The organism is Akkermansia sp., assembly GCF_020860705.1.
Classification (GTDB): Bacteria; Verrucomicrobiota; Verrucomicrobiia; order Verrucomicrobiales; family Akkermansiaceae; genus Akkermansia.
In genome coordinates, this window is record NZ_JAJBTT010000034.1 from 92,080 (window position 1) to 109,927 (window position 17,848).

The following is a 17,848-nucleotide window of genomic DNA, read 5'->3' on the forward strand; positions in this document are numbered from 1 at the left end:
TGGAAAAGTTGGTTAGGGGTAATAGGGAACATAAGGATGATAGGAATAATAGGGGGCGGCAAAATTGCCCTATTGCCCCTATTATCCTTATGTTCCCTATTGATAGGCATCTTTGACGGAGGCTCTGGCTAATCACGGATTCCAAATCCGTTAGCTTGGAAACATATTAAGGTGAGGGTCCTTCTTTCGCCGCATTGAACCAATCCATCCTCAAACATGATGAAAATACATCTGCCTCTCATTCTCCTGGGATGTCTGACGGCCGCTTTGCCCGCCAAATCCGCCACCGAGACCACTTTAACTGAAGATACAGTTTTAACGGGAACGCAAGTTCAGGATACAAGCATCACGGGAGAATATGCCGTTTACTACGATGGACAGGGATTGTATGCCCTCGATTTCGCCCAGAAAGAAAATGAAGAGGGCAACGGCTCTTTCTTCCAATTGAAATCGACAAGTTCTTCGCCTTTGAGCCTTTCGTTTTCGAATCTGTCGCGTCTGGGTTTTTCGGGAGCAGGAGCGGAGATGCCCGCTTCGTGGCTGGGCCCCGTCAATTTGCAAAACTCGGGAGATGCTCGCTTTACTATTGAGAACGTTTCCGGTGACGTCTCTTTCAGCGATTTCTCTGGAGGCAAAATAAAGGAATCGCCTGTCTACGTCTGGAGTCAACGATCAGACGGAGATACGGAGGCCACCATCCGGATTGCCGGTGTTTCCGGCAAATTGTCAATCAGCCGTAATTCTGCAACAGACCGAAGCGATATGTTCGTCTCAGTGGGGTTTGTTGCCCGAGTCTCTCCCCGTGAAGAAGGTATCAGCAATGCGCTAATCAACCTGAGCAACATTGGTGGCGGTATTGAAATCTCGGACAATACAAAGGGGGGATCCGCTGGTTATGCCGGTCTTCTTGCGACGGTAAATACCGGCCTAGGGTTGTCATCCATCACGATAGACAGTATTAACGGCGGCATCAAGGTAACCAATAACAAGACATCCGACATGGGTATTTTTTTCTCCATGGCGGGAAGCCAACAATGGAACCCGCCTAATCATGAATTGATTAGCGGAGTAGCAGTCATGAAGATAACGAATGTGCAGGGCGGTATTCTTTTTGAAAATAATTCCGCCTATGGAAGCGGCGGGTTGGCGCTCATGGCCAGACAATGCCTTTTGGAGATTTCCGGCATTAATGGCGACGTCCTCTTCCTTGGGAATTCTTCATCGGATGGAGCGGGGGCCATTTATTGCGCTCCCGACTCCAGGGACAATGATCCCGCGAGAAGCGAGGTCAGGCTGTCGGCGGACGGCGGCAACATTATCTTTGCGGGAAACAAAAATACAGGACAAAACATCGCCAATGCCATGCTCATCGGGAAAAATACCGACGTACGCCTGAATGCGGCGGAGGGGCGAATGATTGCCTTTTACGATCCCATTGAGATCGACGATGATGGCAACACTTCCACAGTTCATTTAAACGAAGGATCGGGAAGTGAGGGGGAAATCCTCTTCTCCGGCAGGGATTATGCAGACTCGGACAACGCGGCCAATTACACCTCCACCCTGACCGGGGACGCCATCCAGTACAACGGCATCGTCCGTCTGGACCAAAGGGCCGCCCTGCAACTGGTCAACTACGTCCAGGAAGGCGGCGCGCTGGCCATGGGGCGCCGCACCTCCCTGACCGCCTCCGGAAACGTTTCCCTGAAAACCCTGACGCTTGACCTCCGGGAGGCCGGGGACGCCGCTTCCATCACGGCTGCAGGCTCTGTTTCCGCCGACCGGCTCACTGTGTACGGCTCCTCTTCCAGCGTTGCCGCAGGAGAAACCGTACTGACCATCAAGGCGGCCTCTTTTGGAGGGATTCTTGAGCAGCCGGCGGATGATTACAAGGCGGCCATGACGGATGACCGGGGCATGACGTTCCTTTTGGGAATGAATTGGGAGCTCAACGAAGAAGGCGCCCTTGTCTTTACCACCGGCCATATCATTGAAGAAGGAGTCATTGCGGAACTCCAGGGGAGCAATATTGCCAATTCCATGCTTTCCTGCGCCTCCACCCTGCGTTCATTCTCCGGCACGGGGCTGGCACACCTGGATACCGCCCGCTTCCTCTCCCCGCTCAAGAGCAATGTCTGGACCAGCGGTCTGGGAGATTTCCAGATGCAGAGGACCAAGGGCGGCATTGAAGGGTTCGACTACCAGGGCGGCGGCTTTGCCGCAGGGGGAGACTACAGGCTGGGGGAACAATGGCTGGGAGGGGTGGCCTACGGCTATACTTCCGGCAAAAACATCAGCCGGGAATACCGGGCCACTAACAGGCAGAACACCAACATGGGACTTATCTACACGGGCTGGAGGCTCCCCATGAACAAGGGGCAGGCTCTCACGATCACTGCCGCCGCCGGCTTCAGCAGCAGCAACAACAGCCTTTCCTCCGTGACCTCCGGCGGCCAGAACTCGTCGGGTTCATGGACCAACCGGGCATGGGACGGCACCGTGAAGGCCGCCTGGGAGCTTCCCGTTGGCAGGGGGCTGGTTCTTACGCCGCAGATCGGGGTGGAATACACGGACGTGGTGCAGGAAGCGTTTACGGAACGCGGAGAAATGGCGCGACGGTTTGAGCGTGGACATTACCGCAACCTGGCCCTTCCGGTGGGCCTTTCGCTGACCCGGAGCCTGACGGTGGGCGGCATGCCGTGGAGCCATACCGTGAGCGTGGAATATCTTCCGGACGTGTACCGGAGCAACGCCGGAACGCATGCGCGCCTGATTGGCAGCGGGTATGCGTGGGGAGTGGAGGGAAGCAAGCCCGCCCGGCAGGGGGTAAGGGCAGGAATCTCCGGACGGCTTCAGGTAACGGATAACTGGAGTGCGTACGGGAGCTACGAGGTGGAGGCCCGCGACAACTTCGTGAACCAGAGCGTGATGCTTGGAGCAGGCTATTCCTTCTAGGAGAAAACGGACAAACCCGCTTGCAGCCGGGTTCCCTTTCCCAGGGAGCCCGGCTTTTATCTACCACACCGCTTCCTACGGACGACACAGGAAAAACCGGGATGAAGCAGCCCCCTTTTCCACTTATGGCAAGGGACAGGCCAAAAGAGGAGATTTTCTGCTTTTTCTTCTCTCAAAATTTCCATCAAGCTATTTATCAAGCATTTCTATCTCCCTGCATACAATCCTTCCATGAGCAATCATTTCATGGTGAGTGGCATGCTCTCCTGAGCTCATGAAGGTGATAATTTCATCTTCCTTTCAGCCCTTTTCCATGCCATTTATGATATGGTGGACGAATGCCGCCAAGAGCATTTCCATGTGCTCTTGCAGGCTGACTGGCAGCAGAAAGGGATGTCAACCATAGCCCTGTTTGATCATTCCTACTGCTTTCTCTACCAGAATGGAGCGGTTGATGATTGGTTACTGGCCTTCGACGATCGTGATCTATTGCCTCCGGCCTTTCTTTGCTTCAGGAACTTTGGTGATATGAATACCTTTACGGGCGGAATTTTTCACATTTTTGCCGGAGTAAATCCTGTTCAGTCAGGCATGAAGGCAAATTTAAAAAAGACGAATCGCTCAACGTCCGTCTTCTTTTTTTTACCCGGCTTTAAAAAAGGGGCTGCCCCACTTTTCGCGAGACAGCCCCTCTGCTGTTGAGTTTGACGCTCAGTCAGGAGTTTCGCTTAGGAGAAGCTCTTGATGAGGATCTGGCGCTGTTCTTCCAGTTCGGCCGGAAGCTTCTTGCCCACCTTGTCGAACAGTTCGGTCTGGCTTTCCAGTTCAGCCTGCCATTCGCTCGGGTTGAGAGCCATGTTGGCGTTGAACTGTTCTTCGCTGTAGTCGAGACCGGTCTTGTCCAGTTCGGCATAGGTCGGGGAGACGCCCAGCACGGTCTTCTGGCCTTCAGCCTTGCCCTTGGCGCGGCGGAGGATCCAGTCGAGGACGCGCATGTTGTCGCCAAAGCCCGGCCAGATGAAGTTGCCGTCCTTGTCCTTGCGGAACCAGTTCACGTTGAAGATCAGCGGAGGATTGGCAACGGTCTTGCCCATGTCCAGCCAGTGCTGCCAGTAGTCGCCCACATGGTAGCCGATGAAGGGAAGCATGGCCATCGGGTCGCGGCGGACCTGACCGATGTTGCCGAAGGCGGCTGCGGTCATTTCGGAACCCATCGTAGCGCCGACGTAGACGCCGTGCGTCCAGTCGCGGGACTGGAAGACGAGGGGCATGGTGGTGGCGCGGCGGCCGCCGAACAGGATCGCGGAGAGGGAAACACCTTCCGGGTTCTGCCATTCGGGGTCGATCGTCGGGCACTGGGCGGCGGGGGCGGTGAAGCGGGCGTTCGGGTGAGCGCACTTGCGGCCGCAGTCCGGAGTCCAGTCATTGCCCTGCCAGTCGATGGCGTGGGCGGGAGCGGGGCCGTCCATGCCTTCCCACCAGACGTCGCCGTCGTCGGTCAGGCCGACGTTGGTGAAGATGACGTTTTCCTTGATGGTGTCCATGGCGATCGGGTTCGTCTTGTAGGACGTGCCGGGAGCCACGCCGAAGTAGCCGTTTTCCGGGTTGATGGCATGGAAGGTGCCGTCTTCATGGGGCCAGATCCAGGCGATGTCGTCACCGATGATGGAGGTCTTCCAGCCGGCTTCACGGTAGGAAGCGGGGGGAACGAGCATGGCGAGGTTGGTCTTGCCGCAGGCGGACGGGAATGCGCCGCCGACGTAGGCCTTCGTGCCGTCCGGGGATTCAATGCCCAGAAGGAGCATGTGTTCAGCCATCCACTTGTTCTTGCGGGCGATGGCGGAGGCGATACGCAGGGCCAGGCACTTCTTGCCGAGCAGGGCGTTGCCGCCGTAACCGGAACCGAAGGACCAGATTTCTTCCGTTTCCGGGAAGTGGCAGATGTATTTTTCTTCATTACAGGGCCACGGCACGTCGACCTGGCCGTCTGCAAGCGGAGCGCCCACGGTGTGGAGGCAGGGAACGAAGGTTCCGTAGCCGTCGCGCTTCGGGTTGCCGCCGCCCTTGACTTCGTCTTCCAGGCGCTTGAGAACTTGTTCGCCCATCTTGGTCATGATGCGCATGTTGACCACGACGTAGGGGGAGTCCGTGATTTCAATGCCGATCTTGGCCAGGGGGGAATCCAGGGGACCCATGCAGAAAGGAATCACGTACATGGTACGGCCCTTCATGCAGCCCTTGAAAAAGCCCTTCAGTTTGGCCTTCATTTCCACGGGGTCAGCCCAGTGGTTGGTCGGACCGGCGTCTTCTTCCTTCTCGCTGCAGATGAACGTGCGGTCTTCCACACGGGCCACATCGGAGGGGGTGGAACGGGCGAGGAAGCATCCGGGGCGCTTCTCGGGGTTCAATTTGATAAAGGTGCCCTTTTCTACCATCATGTTGCAGAGCTCATCATTTTCTTTCTGAGAGCCGTTGCACCAATAGATGGAGTCGGGTTGGCAAAGCTGGGCGATTTCTTCGACCCACTTCTTAGCTGCTTCGTGAGTGGTACTCATGGTGAAAATAGTGTATGCGCGGAAATGGCCGTTGGCAAGTCTCCCGTGCGGCTTTTTATGGGTCGGTTTTGTTTCTCCGGGAGGGAAAACCCGGTGCAGGGGAAGGCGTTGCCCTGATTCCGGAACTCTCCCCGCCGGAGTGTTCCGCGGGCATCCTTTCTTTTCTGTTACTATGTTTCGGAAAGGGAGGGAAAGAGCGATTTGACTGGAAATCTGCTTGCCAGCTCGTGCGGGATAGTCTAGGGAAGAATCATGAATGTTAGAAAGTTGATGGCGAATGCGGTGTTTCTGGTGCTGCCGGCCCTGTTGGCGGCGTGTTCGGACGCCTCGCGCCCGCCTGCAGTCAGCTTCAAGATTCAGAACGTGCCCCCCGTGCCGCGCACGATGTCCCAGATGTCCCGGGAGGTGAACGTCAGCCGTGATTTCATGTCTCCGCGTTCCCGCGCGCGCCGTGCGTCTCATTCCATGCGTCCGCGCTTTATTACCATCCACAGCACGGCCAATCCCACGGGGGACGCCGCAGCGCATGCCCGGGCGCTGAAGAGAGGGGCCATGGGTTCCCTGAACTGGCATTTTACGGTGGACCAGTACCGGGCTATCCAGCATATTCCGCTGAATGAGACGGGCCGCCATGCAGACCGCGGCGGCCCTGGAGACAGGTATTCCATCGGGATTGAAATGGGAGAAGTCAGAAGCCACAACCCCATCGTCACCTGGAACCGCGCCGCCAAGCTGACGGCCGTGCTGATGAAACAGTACGGTATTCCCCTCCGCAATGTGGTGCCCCATTATTACTGGACGGGCAAAAACTGTCCCGCCCCGCTGCTGACCAATGGACGTCCGGGGTATAAGTGGAGCTGGTTCGTTTCCCGCGTGGATTATTACAGGCGCTGTCTGGAAACCCGTCCCGCCGCGGCGCTTTGACGGAGGCACGGACATGATGCGATCGGTGAGGAATAGCCTGGACCCATGGCCGGAGAGCTGCTTTTAACATCCCCTCTGGAGGAGTGCCCCTTCATCCGCCCCAGGGAACTGGCGGCCATGCAGGCTGCGGGAATGGCCTCCGTGCGGGATTTGCTGTTCATGCTGCCGCGCAGGTATGAGGACCGCCGCATGTTTGACCGTTATGATTCCCTGTCTTCCGGTGCTCCCGTCTGTCTTCGTGGGCGTGTGGTGGACGTAGGCTGGAAAGGCTGGGGGGGGAAGGGTGGCAAGGGCCGCGGGCGGTATGTGGAAGCCGTCCTGGTGGATGAGCAATCCCTGGGCCAGGCCCGTTTTTCCTGCCTGTGGTTCAGCATGCCGGGCGTAGCCAGGATGTTGTGCGCCGGGCAGGAGATGATCGTGTACGGGCGCATGAAGATGTACGGCAGGAAGCTCAGCATGGTGCATCCGGATTTTGAGCTTATCCGGGAGGGGGACGACCATTCCATCCATTTGAACCGTATTGTTCCCGTGTACAGCGGCCGCATGGGGATTGCCGTGCGCAGGCTGAGGGAAATCGTATGGGAAGCCCTGGCCCTTCTTTCCCCGTCTCCGGAACCGGAGATTTACGAATTTGTGCCGGACATCCCGTGTAAGACGGCGCTGAAAGATCTTCATTTTCCGGAATCTGCGGAGGCGAGGGACCGGACCAGGCGCCGGTTTGCGCTGGAGGAATGCCTGGCGCAGCAGTTGAACGTGTCCTACAGGAGGCGCCGCGCGGAGGCAGTCCCCGGCATGCAGACCGCGGGCTCCAGCCACTTGGTAAAGGATTTGGCTGATTCCCTGCCGTTTGAACTGACGGAAGCCCAGAAACGCTGCGTGAGGGAGATTTACCGGGACATGAAAGCCCCGCGTTCCATGAACCGCCTGCTGCAGGGGGATGTGGGATCCGGAAAGACGCTGGTGGCCCTGTGCGCGATGCTTCTGGCCGTGGAGCATGGGTATTCCGCCGTGATGATGGCGCCCACCCAGATTCTGGCGGAGCAGCATTATTTGAAATTCAGGCAGATGCTGGACAAGCTGGACGTTCCCGTATCCCTGGTGACGGCGGATAGGAAGGAGGAATCCCATGTGGCGTTCGGGAACCAGGGAGGCATTGTGGTCGGGACGCATGCTCTGCTGTATGGGAAGAACGTGCCGGAACATGTAGGGCTGGTTGTGATTGACGAACAGCATAAATTCGGCGTGAACCAGCGGGAAAAGCTGATTAACCGGGAAGAGCGCCCCGACGTGCTGGTGATGACCGCCACTCCTATCCCGCGCACGCTGACGCTGACTTTTTACGGTGATTTGGACGTTTCCATCCTGGACGGCGTTCCCGGAGGCCGCGGGGCGGTGGTGACGGCCATCCGCACGGAGAAGGACAAGGAAAAGGTGGTAAAGTTTGCCCGGAGCCAGCTGGAGGAAGGCAGGCAGATTTACGTGGTTTCCCCCCTCATTGACGGAGAAGATTCCAGGAAGGGGAAGGCCGTGACGAAGGAGATGGACGAATGGAAGGCGCTGCTGCCCCATGCGGATGTGGGGCTGCTGCACGGCAGGATGTCTTCCGAGGAGAAGGAAGCAGTGATGAAGGATTTCCGCGCCAACCGGATCAGCGTGCTGGTAGCCACCACGGTGGTGGAGGTGGGGGTGGATGTTCCGAACGCTACGGTGATGATCATCAATAATGCGGAAAGCTTCGGACTGTCCCAGCTGCATCAGCTCCGCGGGCGCATCGGGCGCGGAGCGCACAAATCCTACTGCATCCTGATGACGGAGGCCCAACCGGAGGATGAACAGTGGGAAAAGCTGCACATTGTGGAAACTACGGCCAACGGATTTGACCTGGCGGAGCAGGATTTGAAGCTTCGAGGGCCAGGAGATGTGCTGGGGACTTCCCAGAGCGGCCTGAAGGGCGTGCGTTTTGAGGAATGGCTGCTGGATGCACGCCTGATTCACCGCGGGCGTGAGCTGGCGGAGGCCATTCTGGCGGAGGACCCCAATCTGGAATCCGCCAAATATCGCCCGCTCCGTTTTTTATTGGAAAACGGGGAGGAAAGGCGCGTGACCGGTTAATATTGTCTGATCGCCGTTTACTGACGGTCAGTGTGTAAAGGGTGTATGACAGATACGGCGTGCAACGGTTTCTCTCTTGGAATGAATCTAAAGGAGCAAAGAGGATGACTCTTCTTTAACCCGAACACCAATAAAACAATGATTCAAACGTACCAAATACTCCCCGTGGTGGCGATCGTATGCTCCGCCTCCGCCATTGCCCAGAACGCGGCCGATCCCGTGCAGATGGCTAAGCAGAATGTTGACCTGATTTCGTCCGCCAACAAGGTCCTGGACGACGTAAAGGACAATAAGGCGGTCGATATCGCCATCAAGCAGCTCGATGCTCTGACTCAGCAGGCCAAGCAGTTGGACAAGTCCATGGAAAAAGTGAAGCTCACTTCCCAGCAGGCTATCCGGATTACCAAACTCAATGGAGATGCCCAGGATACCATCGTGGACATGCTGGAAAATTGCCAGCGTATTCAGAAGGATAAGCTCATGACGCCCGCCCTCCTTAAGGCGGTGAACAATTTTGCCGCTGCCGCCAACATTGAAGTGGTGGAAACGATTACGACCGTGGAACAGATTGTGGAAGACTAAGTAATCAGATTTTAAAGACCTTCGACTGGTAAGGCCGCTTCCTGAAACGGAGCGGTCTTATTTTTTATGAAAAAGCGTCTTTAGTGAATCCTCTGCCGGAGTTTTTATTGCTCCATGGCAGGGTTGGGGTTTCTTGCCGGAGCCAGGTACCCCGTTCCGGGTTCCGTGCCCATGGCGGGAAGAAGGTTCCGGTGGCGCGGCAGGGATTTGGTACGGGAAATGGCGGAGGATGGATCAAGCACGTTGCCGAAGGTGATGGCGCCCATCGGACATGCGAGCTGGCAGGCGGTTTGCGCTGCGCCATCCGGCAGGAGCAGATCCTTGTCCGTCACGTGGAGGGAGGTGGAGGGCTGCCCCGGATGTTCTTTCATCAAGCGGGATTTGTGCCGGATTTTGGCGCGTTCCACCAGTTGGACGCAATAGGTGCATTTTTCCATGACGCCGCGGGAGCGGATGGTCACGTTTGGATTGCGCTGGAGGCGCGTGGCTTTTTCAGAGGCCTTGGCGTAGTCAAAGAAGTTGAAGCGGCGCGCCTTGTACGGGCAGTTGGTGGCGCAGTACCGGGTGCCCCAGCACCGGGCGTATACCATCACGTTCAGGCCTTCCGTGGTATGGACGGTGGCATTCACGGGGCATACGGATTCACATGGGGCTTTGCCGCACTGCTGGCATGCCACGGGAACAGCGGTGAGCGCCCCTTCCTCCGTGAAATACCTGTCAATGCGTATCCAGTCCAGCGCGCGTCCCTTCGCCATCTGGTCGCGGCCTACCACGGGAATGTTGTTTTCCGCCCGGCATGCAATCATGCAGGCGTTGCAGCCGATGCAGCGCGCCGTGTCAATCGCCATTTTCCACTGATAGACGGTGTCTGCTCCGGGTGGCGTGAAGGAGGCGGGGGCCGTACTCTCCGGGGCAGAGAGGGGGGAGGACTGCACGACGGGGCTTTGAATAGCCTCCGTGCGTTCCGGCAGGGCACGCAGGGTGACCTGCTCCGGTGAAATTCCGTAGCCTGTTGTCTTATCCTCTCTTCTAAGGAGTTCGTAACCGTTGGAATTCCATTGATTTTCCGCGACGTGATTCATGCCTCCGTATCCCAGGGGGAGGACCATCAGATTTTCCGCTACTCCGGGAACAGGGCACAGGATGACTTCCATCCGTCCGCCGGAGGCGGTGATAGTGCAGAGCATCGGGCCGGAGCCTGTACCGCTCAGCCGTAGGAATGTGGCGGGGGAAATTTGTGCGGACGCCGCCCAGCTGACGCCCGTTACGGGGTCCGGGCATTCCTGCATCCAGGCGTTGCGCTTCCAGCGTCCGTCCCCGATGGAATAATCCGGGCAGAATTGCAGTTCCAGCAGCTCCTTTTCCAATGCCTCCCCGCTGGGGGAAGACACCGTGAGAGGCGTATCCGCCATCATGGTTCCGAGGGACTGTTCTTCCTGCGGGGAAAGAGGGGCATAAGCCGTTTCTTCCGAATAGCCGCGCTGGAGCGCCTGCGTCCATGCGGCGGTTTTGTTTTCCGGATTTATGGCGCGTTCAAAACATTTGCGCGCCCGGTGGTAAACAGGGGAAAGGTGGGTTGGGGAATTGTCCGCCGTGATCAGCTGCCCCTTGGTGGAAAGCAGGCCGGAAAGAACTTCCTCAGAAGATATCCCTCCGTACAGGGGAAGAATGACGGGCTGGCGGTAGCAGAATCTCCCGCGGCAATCCCGTTCCACTCCCCATGATTCCAGGGAATGGGCCGCCGGCAGGTGCCATCGGCAGGCACGGGAGGTTTCATCCTCATACATGCCCAGATGGATGCTTTCCGTTCCTTTCAGGACTTCCGCCAGTTCGCCCCCATGCCCGGAATCCAGCACGGGATTGCCCGGATCCATCAGGAAAACGATGTCCACCTTTTTCTGCCGGATGTCCCGGATGAGATCATCCAGCGTTCCATGGGGCAGGGAAGCCGGAGCCTTCAATAACTGAATGCATGTTCCGATGGCGCCGAGAAGACGGTTGAGCTTCCAGACGCATCCGGACAATTCCGGGTGGTTTTCCCCCAGCAATATCAGGCTCTCTCCGGGATGTTCCAGCAGATCATCCCCACAATGGCGTACCCAGGCGAGCTCCCGTTCCGTCAAGGGAGGGTGGACCCGGCGTGGAGGCTGCGGAGCCTGAGAGGGGAATTTTTTGCCGGCGATATGGAGGGACAATTCTTCCAGAAAAACCGCCAGGCGCGCGGGAGAAACAGGTAGCCTGTGGTCGGCATGGGCTCCCGTCAGGGAAACGCGGCCTTCCACGGCATAAAGACGCGTCCGGTTCCGGTTCTCTTCCTGGTAATGGAGCCCCTCCGGGGAACGCGCGGCGATGAAATCACGGGTGTTGCCGTAAGGGTTTTCATGCATGAAGTCGCAGTCCAGGGCCAGGATGCGCTTGGCACGGGAGAAGCGGACGCGGAACCGGACCTCCGGCGGCAGTCCTGCCTGCATGCCGGAGCCTGGCACGGGAACAGGGGCATAGTGGTATATCCGCACGCGGGGATTTTTCCTGGTGATTTCCTCCAGCATGGATTGCATGAGCGGAGAATCCATTGGGGGAAGAAGGATGCCGATGGCGCCCCCGTCCCGCAGGTTGCGGGACCATGAGGAAAAAGCTCCGCGGAATTCGTCCTCGGAAGCTGGATTGCCGTTGAACAGGATGTGCTTGCTGCGGCCGGGATCGTAAAGGTCCAGAATGGATGCCTGGGCTGTAGCTGACAAGCCCGTGCCTTCCGGATATTGCAGGGATGGAAGCAATTTGACGGGTCGCCCTTCATAACAGGCAGCCAGTACGGGCTGTGCGCTCCCGCCTATGGTCAGGCAGGTAGCGTAAGCCGTTTCCACGCCGGGAACGGACCACTCCGGCCCCTCATTATAGGGAACCAGGTATTTTTCCACGCGTCGGCAGGCCGGAAGCCCCACGCCTACCAGGGCGGCGCCTGCACCCATCCATTTTATGAAGGAGCGCCGCGTCATTTCCCGCTCTTTTTCCGGAAGAAAAGCGGGATGGTTGGGCGGAACGTCATTCCGGGGAGAAGGCGGTGGAGGAGTCAAGATGGAATGGGGTGCGGAATTAATGAATGGGAACGGCTTTTTTTAGGAAATCCGGGGGATGAAATCAAGCGGTGAATACCGTCCGTTTTCGTCTTCCGGACTTACAAACGGGCGGTTCAGGGGCTGCCATTCCCTTTTTGGCGGTATTCGATGAAATTGATTACGGCCTCCAACTGCCGGTCATTCAGCAGGGCGGCCCGGGATTCGTAAAAGCCGCAGTTTTCCGGAATCAGGGGCAGATAGTCCAGGGCATCAAAATCTCCAAGCTGGCCGCGGAGATCCAGCGTCAGCCATGCGGGCAGGAGAAAGCGGTATCCCTTGGGATCGGTAAAAATCAGGGCGTCCCAGCATATTCTGACCATGGCGGGCGTGATGCGGCGCCAGTCGCTGCGTTCTTCGAAGGGGGCGACGGCGGCGCATACTTCTTTAGGTGCGTTCATGTCCAGGAGCTGCGTGGTCATCAGTCCGATGCCGTCTTCCAGCGTGACGTCGCCAAAGGCTGCATCAATTTGTTCCAGGAGGGCTTTTTCCTCATGTGAAAGGGATTTGGGAGGGGGAGAGGGCTTGGAGAATTCCTGCCGGAAATACGCCAGAACATGCGTTGCCGCCTGTTCCGGTTCGCTGTCGTAAATAATGTCGAGAGATAGTTCCATGGGAGCATCATATGGGCATGATGCCGTGTTCCGCCATAACGGAGATGGAAGGGGACGTGACTGGAAAGTCATGTTTCCGGGAAGCCTCCCGGATATGGCGGTTAATGGTGGCATGTGGAGCAGTCCGTTTTTGGCTGGATTTTCCATTGCCGTTTCAGGTATTCGCCAAGCTGGTGCTGCGTGCTGATGCGGCGGCCTTCCCCGTCATGGACGGAGTGGGTACGGAGATAATCAGCGGCGGAATAATGGGCGCTGCCCGTTTCCTCCAGCGGACGCAGATGGGGCGACGGATCGCGGTGGCAGTCCAGGCACCAGCGCATGCGGGCGTCACGGGGGGCGCTGATGCGTTCCATTCCCGCCACGTCGCCATGGCAGGAAGTGCACCCGATACCGCGGTTCAGATGGGCCATGTGGTTGAAATAGGCATGCCCTGACAAACGGTTGACCATGACCCAGCGGACCGGTTCCCCGGTGTAGCCGGGATACTGGGGATCTGCCGCCTGGCGCAGCGGGGCGATGAGCGGGCTGTTGGGCAGAATATGCTGGTGGCAGCCCAGGCAGGATTTCGTATCCGGGATGCCTGCCCTTGGCGAGCGCTGGGAGGCGCTGTGGCAGGCCGTGCAGCTCATGTTCAGGTCCCCGGCGTGGAGTTTGTGGGAAAAGCGGACAGGCTGCACGGGTTCATATTCGGGAATCCGGAAGTTGACGTAATACAAGCCTCCGGCCGCCAGCGTAATGACGAGCGCTGCCAGGGCGATGCCTCCGTAAAAGCGCTTGTTGGTATTGGGTGGAAAAATATTGGCCATGGTCCGGTAGAGAGAAAAGGCAAGACTGCCGTCAGGCCGTTCTGCCCGGCCGCGGAATGCGGGCGGGAGGCAGAGGCGTCTCCATCGTCAGATCTTCAGGCACCAGCCGCGTGGTATTCTTTTTAATCTGTTCCCAGGTGATGCGCTGCCCGGTATGGGCCGCTTCACGTCCCATAATGGCTACCAGGGTTTTATTGGCTGCGCTTTCCAGCGTCTGCGTCCAGGTGCCGGAGCGCAGGAAACGGTAAAAGGCCACGTGCGTGTCTGCATACATATTGCCCCGTTCTCCGCGGAAACGCCAGCGTTTATCCGCCTGGATGTGGGGACGGTACGGAGTGACCAGCATGCCCTTTTCGCAAACCGTCCGGTCCACGATGTCCCCGTGGCAGCCTACCCACTGCCTGCATGAAATGTGGGCAGTCACGTTGTGGTCATATTCAAAATAAACGTCGTAATGATCCCATACGTCTCCGTCGTCCCGCCGCTGCGCGCGCCCTCCGGAACCGAAGGCCGCCAGCGGAAGCTGTTCATTCATGGACCACACCATGCCGTCTATGGTGTGGACAATCTGTTCCACAAACTGGCCTCCGCTCAGCCAGTTCCAGGCGGTCCAGTTGCGGAGGGCCCATGCCACGTCCGTATCTGAGGCGGGGCGTGAATCCAGCGCCAAAGGGGATTTGGGAGGGGTGGTATAGTAAAGGCCGTCAAAGGAAAGCACCCGGCCAAGCTGACCGGAAGACAGCTTGCGGTGGGCTTCTTCGTTTGCCTTGTCGTAACGCCAGCAGAACCCGTCCAGAATGACCAGATTCTTGAGCTTGGCCAGACGCGCGGATTCCAGAACGGAAAGCACGCCGGGGACATCCACCGCCACGGGTTTTTCCGCATAAATGTGCTTGTTGGCGTCGATAGCCGCCGCCAGATGTTCCGGGCGGAAAGCGGGGGGCGTGCAGAGCAGCACCACGTCAATATCCGTTTGCAGCAACTTCCTGTAACCGTCCAGGCCGTCGAACATGCGGCTGCCGTCCACCTGGACGCGGTTGCCGTACTGCTCCGTCAACAATTTGGAACCGAAATCAATCCGTTCCCGGAACACATCCGCCAGGGCCCAGACTACTGTTCCGGAGTCGGCGTCCAATGCGTTCTTCATGGCTCCCAGGCCGCGGCCTCCGCAGCCTACCAGGCCCACTTTGAGGGGTTTGGCGTCTGCCAGGGTTTCAGCGGCATTCAAATAAGGCATGGCTGCCAGGAACCCGGCCGTTCCCGCGGCGGTTCTTAAAAAGTTGCGTCTGTTCCAAATAGGAGAACCCATCTCAGGGGAATTATACGGTGCCAGCCTGCGGAATCAAACGCTGTATTGAAAGGGTGACACAAAAAGTAGACGCAACGTCCGTTTCCGGAAATTGCGTCTACTACAGGGAACCAATGAATGCACTATATTCTGGCTATTATGGTGAACAGGGATACTCCCCCCGTTCAGAAAGCAAAGCGCACGCAACGGAATATTTTGTCTGAAAAACATTTCCCAGGAATAAAAAAACTGGTTTGACTCCGGATTTCCCTTTGTTCATGATAGATTCAATGAGGCCTCCGGCTTACCAACAGATCATTATTTATGAAACGAATTCTCATTCCCTCTACAGCGGTTTTGGCGGCATTAGCCCTTGTTTCCTGTGACGGCGGCAAGGAAGCGGACCAGTCCCGGGATGTCTCCCCTGCCAGTGAACAGCCCGTTCCCAAAACGCCTGGAGAAAAAGTCCTGGCCGTTCTGCTGCTTATTCAGGACCAGGCTTCCGCAAACGCCCATGCGGCGGAGGTGAAGGAATTGGCTGCCGACCTTCCCAAGGACCTTCCTCATGAAGAAAGCGTCAACATCATGAATGAGATGCTCCGTCTGGCCAGCCGGGAATGCTATGGTTCCCTGTCCCTGGAGGATGCATTGAAGGGAATTCAATTTGATTCCGGAGAATACACGGGCAGCGTGCCTCTGGATGTGGACGGGTTTGAACCTACCCCGGAGGAACCGCAGAAGTAAATTTCCTGTATCCGGAAATTATTGACTATTCCGGCGTCTTTCCCGTTCCGGTTTTCCGTGAGGTAGGAGGCGCCGCCTTCTTTTTCAAACAGGATTTCCGGAAGGCGGCACAGTCCGCTTCTCTGTCCGTTCCGCACGGGAACGGTTTTTCGGATTCGGGAGGAAACTCGGTCCATGCTCTTTTCCTGTTGTTGGAAAAGGCGTCCCGGAAAAAGGGGAGAGAAACCGGCTTCCCTCCGGACGGGGAAAAGTTCCAGGCAGGAAAGTTCAGGCTAGCGGACGGCGCAATTCTTCAATGGCTTCCGCCATATCTTCCCTCGTGATCTTCTTGGAAATGGCCGCTTCTCCCGCTTTGGAAAGGAGGACAAAGCGGATGGTGCCCGCTCGGAATTTTTTGTCGGAGGCCGTCTTCTTGAGAACCAGTTCCGTATCGATGCCGTCCGGGAGGACCAGAGGAAGCTCCAGAGCCTGAAGAGTGTAAAGAATCTTTTTGGCATCGGAGGCGCTCAATCCGGCTTTCCGTTCGCTCAGGAACAGGGCGGCGCGCATGCCCAGCGCCACGGCTTCTCCGTGCAGAATGGTGCCGTAGGGGACGGCAGCTTCAATGCCGTGCCCGATGGTATGGCCGAAATTGAGCAGGGCGCGGATATCCAGTGTTTCCAGCTCGTCATTTTCCACGATGCGGGCCTTGATCGCCACGTTCCGGGCAATCAGTTCGGGTAGCCTGGCGATGGTATTCAGAGAAAAACCGATGGAAAGCTCCGGACCCAGCTGCTTTAACTCATGAAGCATGGAAGCATCCCTGATGGCCGCGTGCTTCACGGCTTCCGCCAGGCCTTCCGCCAGCGTGCGGCGGTCCAGGGTCACCAGCGTGGTAGGGTCGATCACTACGACGGCAGGCTGATGGAAAGCTCCCACCAGGTTTTTCCCTTCCGGAATGTTGACGGCCGTTTTGCCTCCTACGGAACTGTCCACCTGGGCGACGATCGTTGTAGGAATCTGCATGAAGGGGATGCCCCGGTAATAAACGGAAGCTACAAAGCCGGCCAGGTCTCCCACCACGCCGCCGCCCAGGGCGGCAATGCATCCGGTGCGGTCGATTCCGGCCCGCACCAGTTCGGAACACAACTCCTGGACCTGAAGCATGTTTTTGGATGCCTCTCCGGCTTCCACCACATGCAGGCTGGGCAGGAAACCAGCGCTCTCCAGGGACTTCATCACCCGTTCCGCATAAAGGGGGGCGACGCGGGTATCCGTAATAATCGCGATCTTGCCGTCCAGCCCGGCGCGGTAGGCAAACTCTCCCACGCGGTCCAGCGCGCCGTTTTCCACGTGGATATCGTAGGAACGTTCCCCGAGAGCAAGAGAAATGGTAGGCATGGGGCCAGTATGAGGCAATCCGCATGGAAGCTCAAACGGAAAGTGCAGATGAGGCAAAGAAGACACGTTCGCTCTAATGCGTCCTAGTCTTGGGAGCCAGCGGGGAAAGTGTTTCCAGAATAACTTTCAAATGCTCTGCTCGTGACGGCGCGAAGGCTCCGTCGTCCTTCCAGATGATATTGCCGTTGCCGTCCAGAAGAACAATGGCGGTTTCCGCCTTCTTGTGAAGAGAAAGCCTGCTGCGTACGAAAGGCTGGTCGTAATAGGAGATCAGGGAATTGGTCTTCATGTAAAAATCCGGAAGATCTCCCAGAGCCTGCGTAAAAGCAGGAACGTCCCCTTCGATGGGGGGCGGCTGCAGAACCAGAAGAATGGTATACTCCACCGGAGTGGGAGTGTGCCTGTACTGTTTGCGGAGATCTTCGCAGAACGGCAGCCACCTCTTCATGCCGTACAGGGTTTCCGGATGAAAGACGGTCAGCATGATGTGGAAACTTTTCGGCACGATGGGAGGTAGGGAGACATTGTCCCCCAGCAGATTCATGCCGTTGATATCCGGAAAACGGTAACGCCCGTTCCCTCCTCCGTAAGGATGCTCGGGATCGGGCGTTGGCAAATGAATTTCCTGATTCCTCATGCGCGATTAGACAAAATTCATGCAAGGACTGTTCATGGGAAGGAGTGAAGGAAACAGGAAAGGGAAAGCAAAAATAATTGAAGCCCTCCCGTAAGAAAACCCGGCAACTCCGTTACTGTCGTCTAAAGAGGGAAAAGG

The 17,848-nt window shown here is 57.5% G+C and carries 13 protein-coding genes; 6 read left to right on the top strand and 7 right to left on the bottom strand.

What is annotated here, in order from left to right; all coding sequences use genetic code 11:
* The first annotated feature begins 762 nt into the window (after nt 1-762).
* Nucleotides 763-2,955 (top strand): autotransporter outer membrane beta-barrel domain-containing protein, encoded by a 2,193-nt coding sequence (locus tag LIO64_RS07655; RefSeq protein ID WP_290548851.1) that lies wholly within the window; start codon nt 763-765, stop codon nt 2,953-2,955.
* A gap of 327 nt (nt 2,956-3,282) precedes the next feature.
* Nucleotides 3,283-3,657, top strand: coding sequence for a hypothetical protein (locus LIO64_RS07660; RefSeq protein ID WP_290548852.1), 375 nt, complete (start codon nt 3,283-3,285; stop codon nt 3,655-3,657).
* A gap of 26 nt (nt 3,658-3,683) precedes the next feature.
* Here LIO64_RS07660 and LIO64_RS07665 read toward each other — a convergent pair whose 3' ends face one another.
* Nucleotides 3,684-5,510 (bottom strand): phosphoenolpyruvate carboxykinase (GTP), encoded by a 1,827-nt coding sequence (locus tag LIO64_RS07665; protein WP_290548853.1) that lies wholly within the window; start codon nt 5,508-5,510, stop codon nt 3,684-3,686.
* Nucleotides 5,511-5,762: 252 nt separating this feature from the next.
* Here LIO64_RS07665 and LIO64_RS07670 point away from each other — a divergent pair, with 252 nt between their 5' ends.
* The 3 genes from LIO64_RS07670 to LIO64_RS07680 all read left to right on the top strand — a co-directional run bounded on the left by LIO64_RS07670 (nt 5,763) and on the right by LIO64_RS07680 (nt 9,128).
* Nucleotides 5,763-6,434, top strand: a complete 672-nt coding sequence (locus LIO64_RS07670; RefSeq protein WP_290548854.1) for an N-acetylmuramoyl-L-alanine amidase — start codon at nt 5,763-5,765, stop codon at nt 6,432-6,434.
* Nucleotides 6,435-6,479: 45 nt separating this feature from the next.
* Nucleotides 6,480-8,546, top strand: a complete 2,067-nt coding sequence (gene recG / locus LIO64_RS07675) for an ATP-dependent DNA helicase RecG (RefSeq protein WP_290548855.1) — start codon at nt 6,480-6,482, stop codon at nt 8,544-8,546.
* 138 nt (nt 8,547-8,684) lie between these two features.
* Nucleotides 8,685-9,128: a hypothetical protein gene (locus LIO64_RS07680; protein WP_290548856.1), complete on the top strand. Its 444-nt coding sequence runs from the start codon at nt 8,685-8,687 to the stop codon at nt 9,126-9,128.
* Between the two features lie 104 nt (nt 9,129-9,232).
* On the opposite strand, the gene LIO64_RS07685 is transcribed toward LIO64_RS07680, so the two are convergent.
* The 4 genes from LIO64_RS07685 to LIO64_RS07700 form a co-directional block, all read right to left on the bottom strand.
* Nucleotides 9,233-12,202: a 4Fe-4S dicluster domain-containing protein gene (locus LIO64_RS07685; protein WP_290548857.1), complete on the bottom strand. Its 2,970-nt coding sequence runs from the start codon at nt 12,200-12,202 to the stop codon at nt 9,233-9,235.
* A gap of 116 nt (nt 12,203-12,318) precedes the next feature.
* On the bottom strand, nt 12,319-12,855 hold the full coding sequence (locus LIO64_RS07690) for a DUF6714 family protein (protein ID WP_290548858.1): 537 nt from the start codon (nt 12,853-12,855) through the stop codon (nt 12,319-12,321).
* Between the two features lie 101 nt (nt 12,856-12,956).
* Nucleotides 12,957-13,661: a cytochrome c3 family protein gene (locus LIO64_RS07695; RefSeq protein ID WP_290548859.1), complete on the bottom strand. Its 705-nt coding sequence runs from the start codon at nt 13,659-13,661 to the stop codon at nt 12,957-12,959.
* Between the two features lie 31 nt (nt 13,662-13,692).
* Nucleotides 13,693-14,970 carry a Gfo/Idh/MocA family oxidoreductase gene (locus tag LIO64_RS07700; RefSeq protein WP_290548860.1) on the bottom strand — a complete coding sequence of 426 codons (1,278 nt, stop codon included), beginning with the start codon at nt 14,968-14,970 and terminating at the stop codon, nt 13,693-13,695.
* Nucleotides 14,971-15,273: 303 nt separating this feature from the next.
* Here LIO64_RS07700 and LIO64_RS07705 point away from each other — a divergent pair, with 303 nt between their 5' ends.
* Entirely contained in the window at nt 15,274-15,693 is a 420-nt protein-coding gene (locus tag LIO64_RS07705; protein WP_290548861.1) for a hypothetical protein, read from the top strand.
* A gap of 267 nt (nt 15,694-15,960) precedes the next feature.
* On the opposite strand, the gene aroB is transcribed toward LIO64_RS07705, so the two are convergent.
* On the bottom strand, nt 15,961-17,073 hold the full coding sequence (aroB, locus tag LIO64_RS07710) for a 3-dehydroquinate synthase (RefSeq protein ID WP_290548862.1): 1,113 nt from the start codon (nt 17,071-17,073) through the stop codon (nt 15,961-15,963).
* 73 nt (nt 17,074-17,146) lie between these two features.
* Nucleotides 17,147-17,710 carry a hypothetical protein gene (locus tag LIO64_RS07715; protein ID WP_290548863.1) on the bottom strand — a complete coding sequence of 188 codons (564 nt, stop codon included), beginning with the start codon at nt 17,708-17,710 and terminating at the stop codon, nt 17,147-17,149.
* Nucleotides 17,711-17,848: the final 138 nt, after the last annotated feature.

Bases quoted from the DNA above. Each gene is read 5' to 3' on its own strand.
- LIO64_RS07655 (WP_290548851.1), top strand. From the start codon at position 763: ATGTTCGTCTCAGTGGGGTTTGTTGCCCGAGTCTCTCCCCGTGAAGAA.
- LIO64_RS07660 (WP_290548852.1), top strand. From the start codon at position 3,283: ATGGTGGACGAATGCCGCCAAGAGCATTTCCATGTGCTCTTGCAGGCT.
- LIO64_RS07665 (WP_290548853.1), bottom strand. From the start codon at position 5,510: ATGAGTACCACTCACGAAGCAGCTAAGAAGTGGGTCGAAGAAATCGCC.
- LIO64_RS07670 (WP_290548854.1), top strand. From the start codon at position 5,763: ATGAATGTTAGAAAGTTGATGGCGAATGCGGTGTTTCTGGTGCTGCCG.
- recG (WP_290548855.1), top strand. From the start codon at position 6,480: ATGGCCGGAGAGCTGCTTTTAACATCCCCTCTGGAGGAGTGCCCCTTC.
- LIO64_RS07680 (WP_290548856.1), top strand. From the start codon at position 8,685: ATGATTCAAACGTACCAAATACTCCCCGTGGTGGCGATCGTATGCTCC.
- LIO64_RS07690 (WP_290548858.1), bottom strand. From the start codon at position 12,855: ATGGAACTATCTCTCGACATTATTTACGACAGCGAACCGGAACAGGCG.
- LIO64_RS07695 (WP_290548859.1), bottom strand. From the start codon at position 13,661: ATGGCCAATATTTTTCCACCCAATACCAACAAGCGCTTTTACGGAGGC.
- LIO64_RS07700 (WP_290548860.1), bottom strand. From the start codon at position 14,970: ATGGGTTCTCCTATTTGGAACAGACGCAACTTTTTAAGAACCGCCGCG.
- LIO64_RS07705 (WP_290548861.1), top strand. From the start codon at position 15,274: ATGAAACGAATTCTCATTCCCTCTACAGCGGTTTTGGCGGCATTAGCC.
- aroB (WP_290548862.1), bottom strand. From the start codon at position 17,073: ATGCCTACCATTTCTCTTGCTCTCGGGGAACGTTCCTACGATATCCAC.
- LIO64_RS07715 (WP_290548863.1), bottom strand. From the start codon at position 17,710: ATGAGGAATCAGGAAATTCATTTGCCAACGCCCGATCCCGAGCATCCT.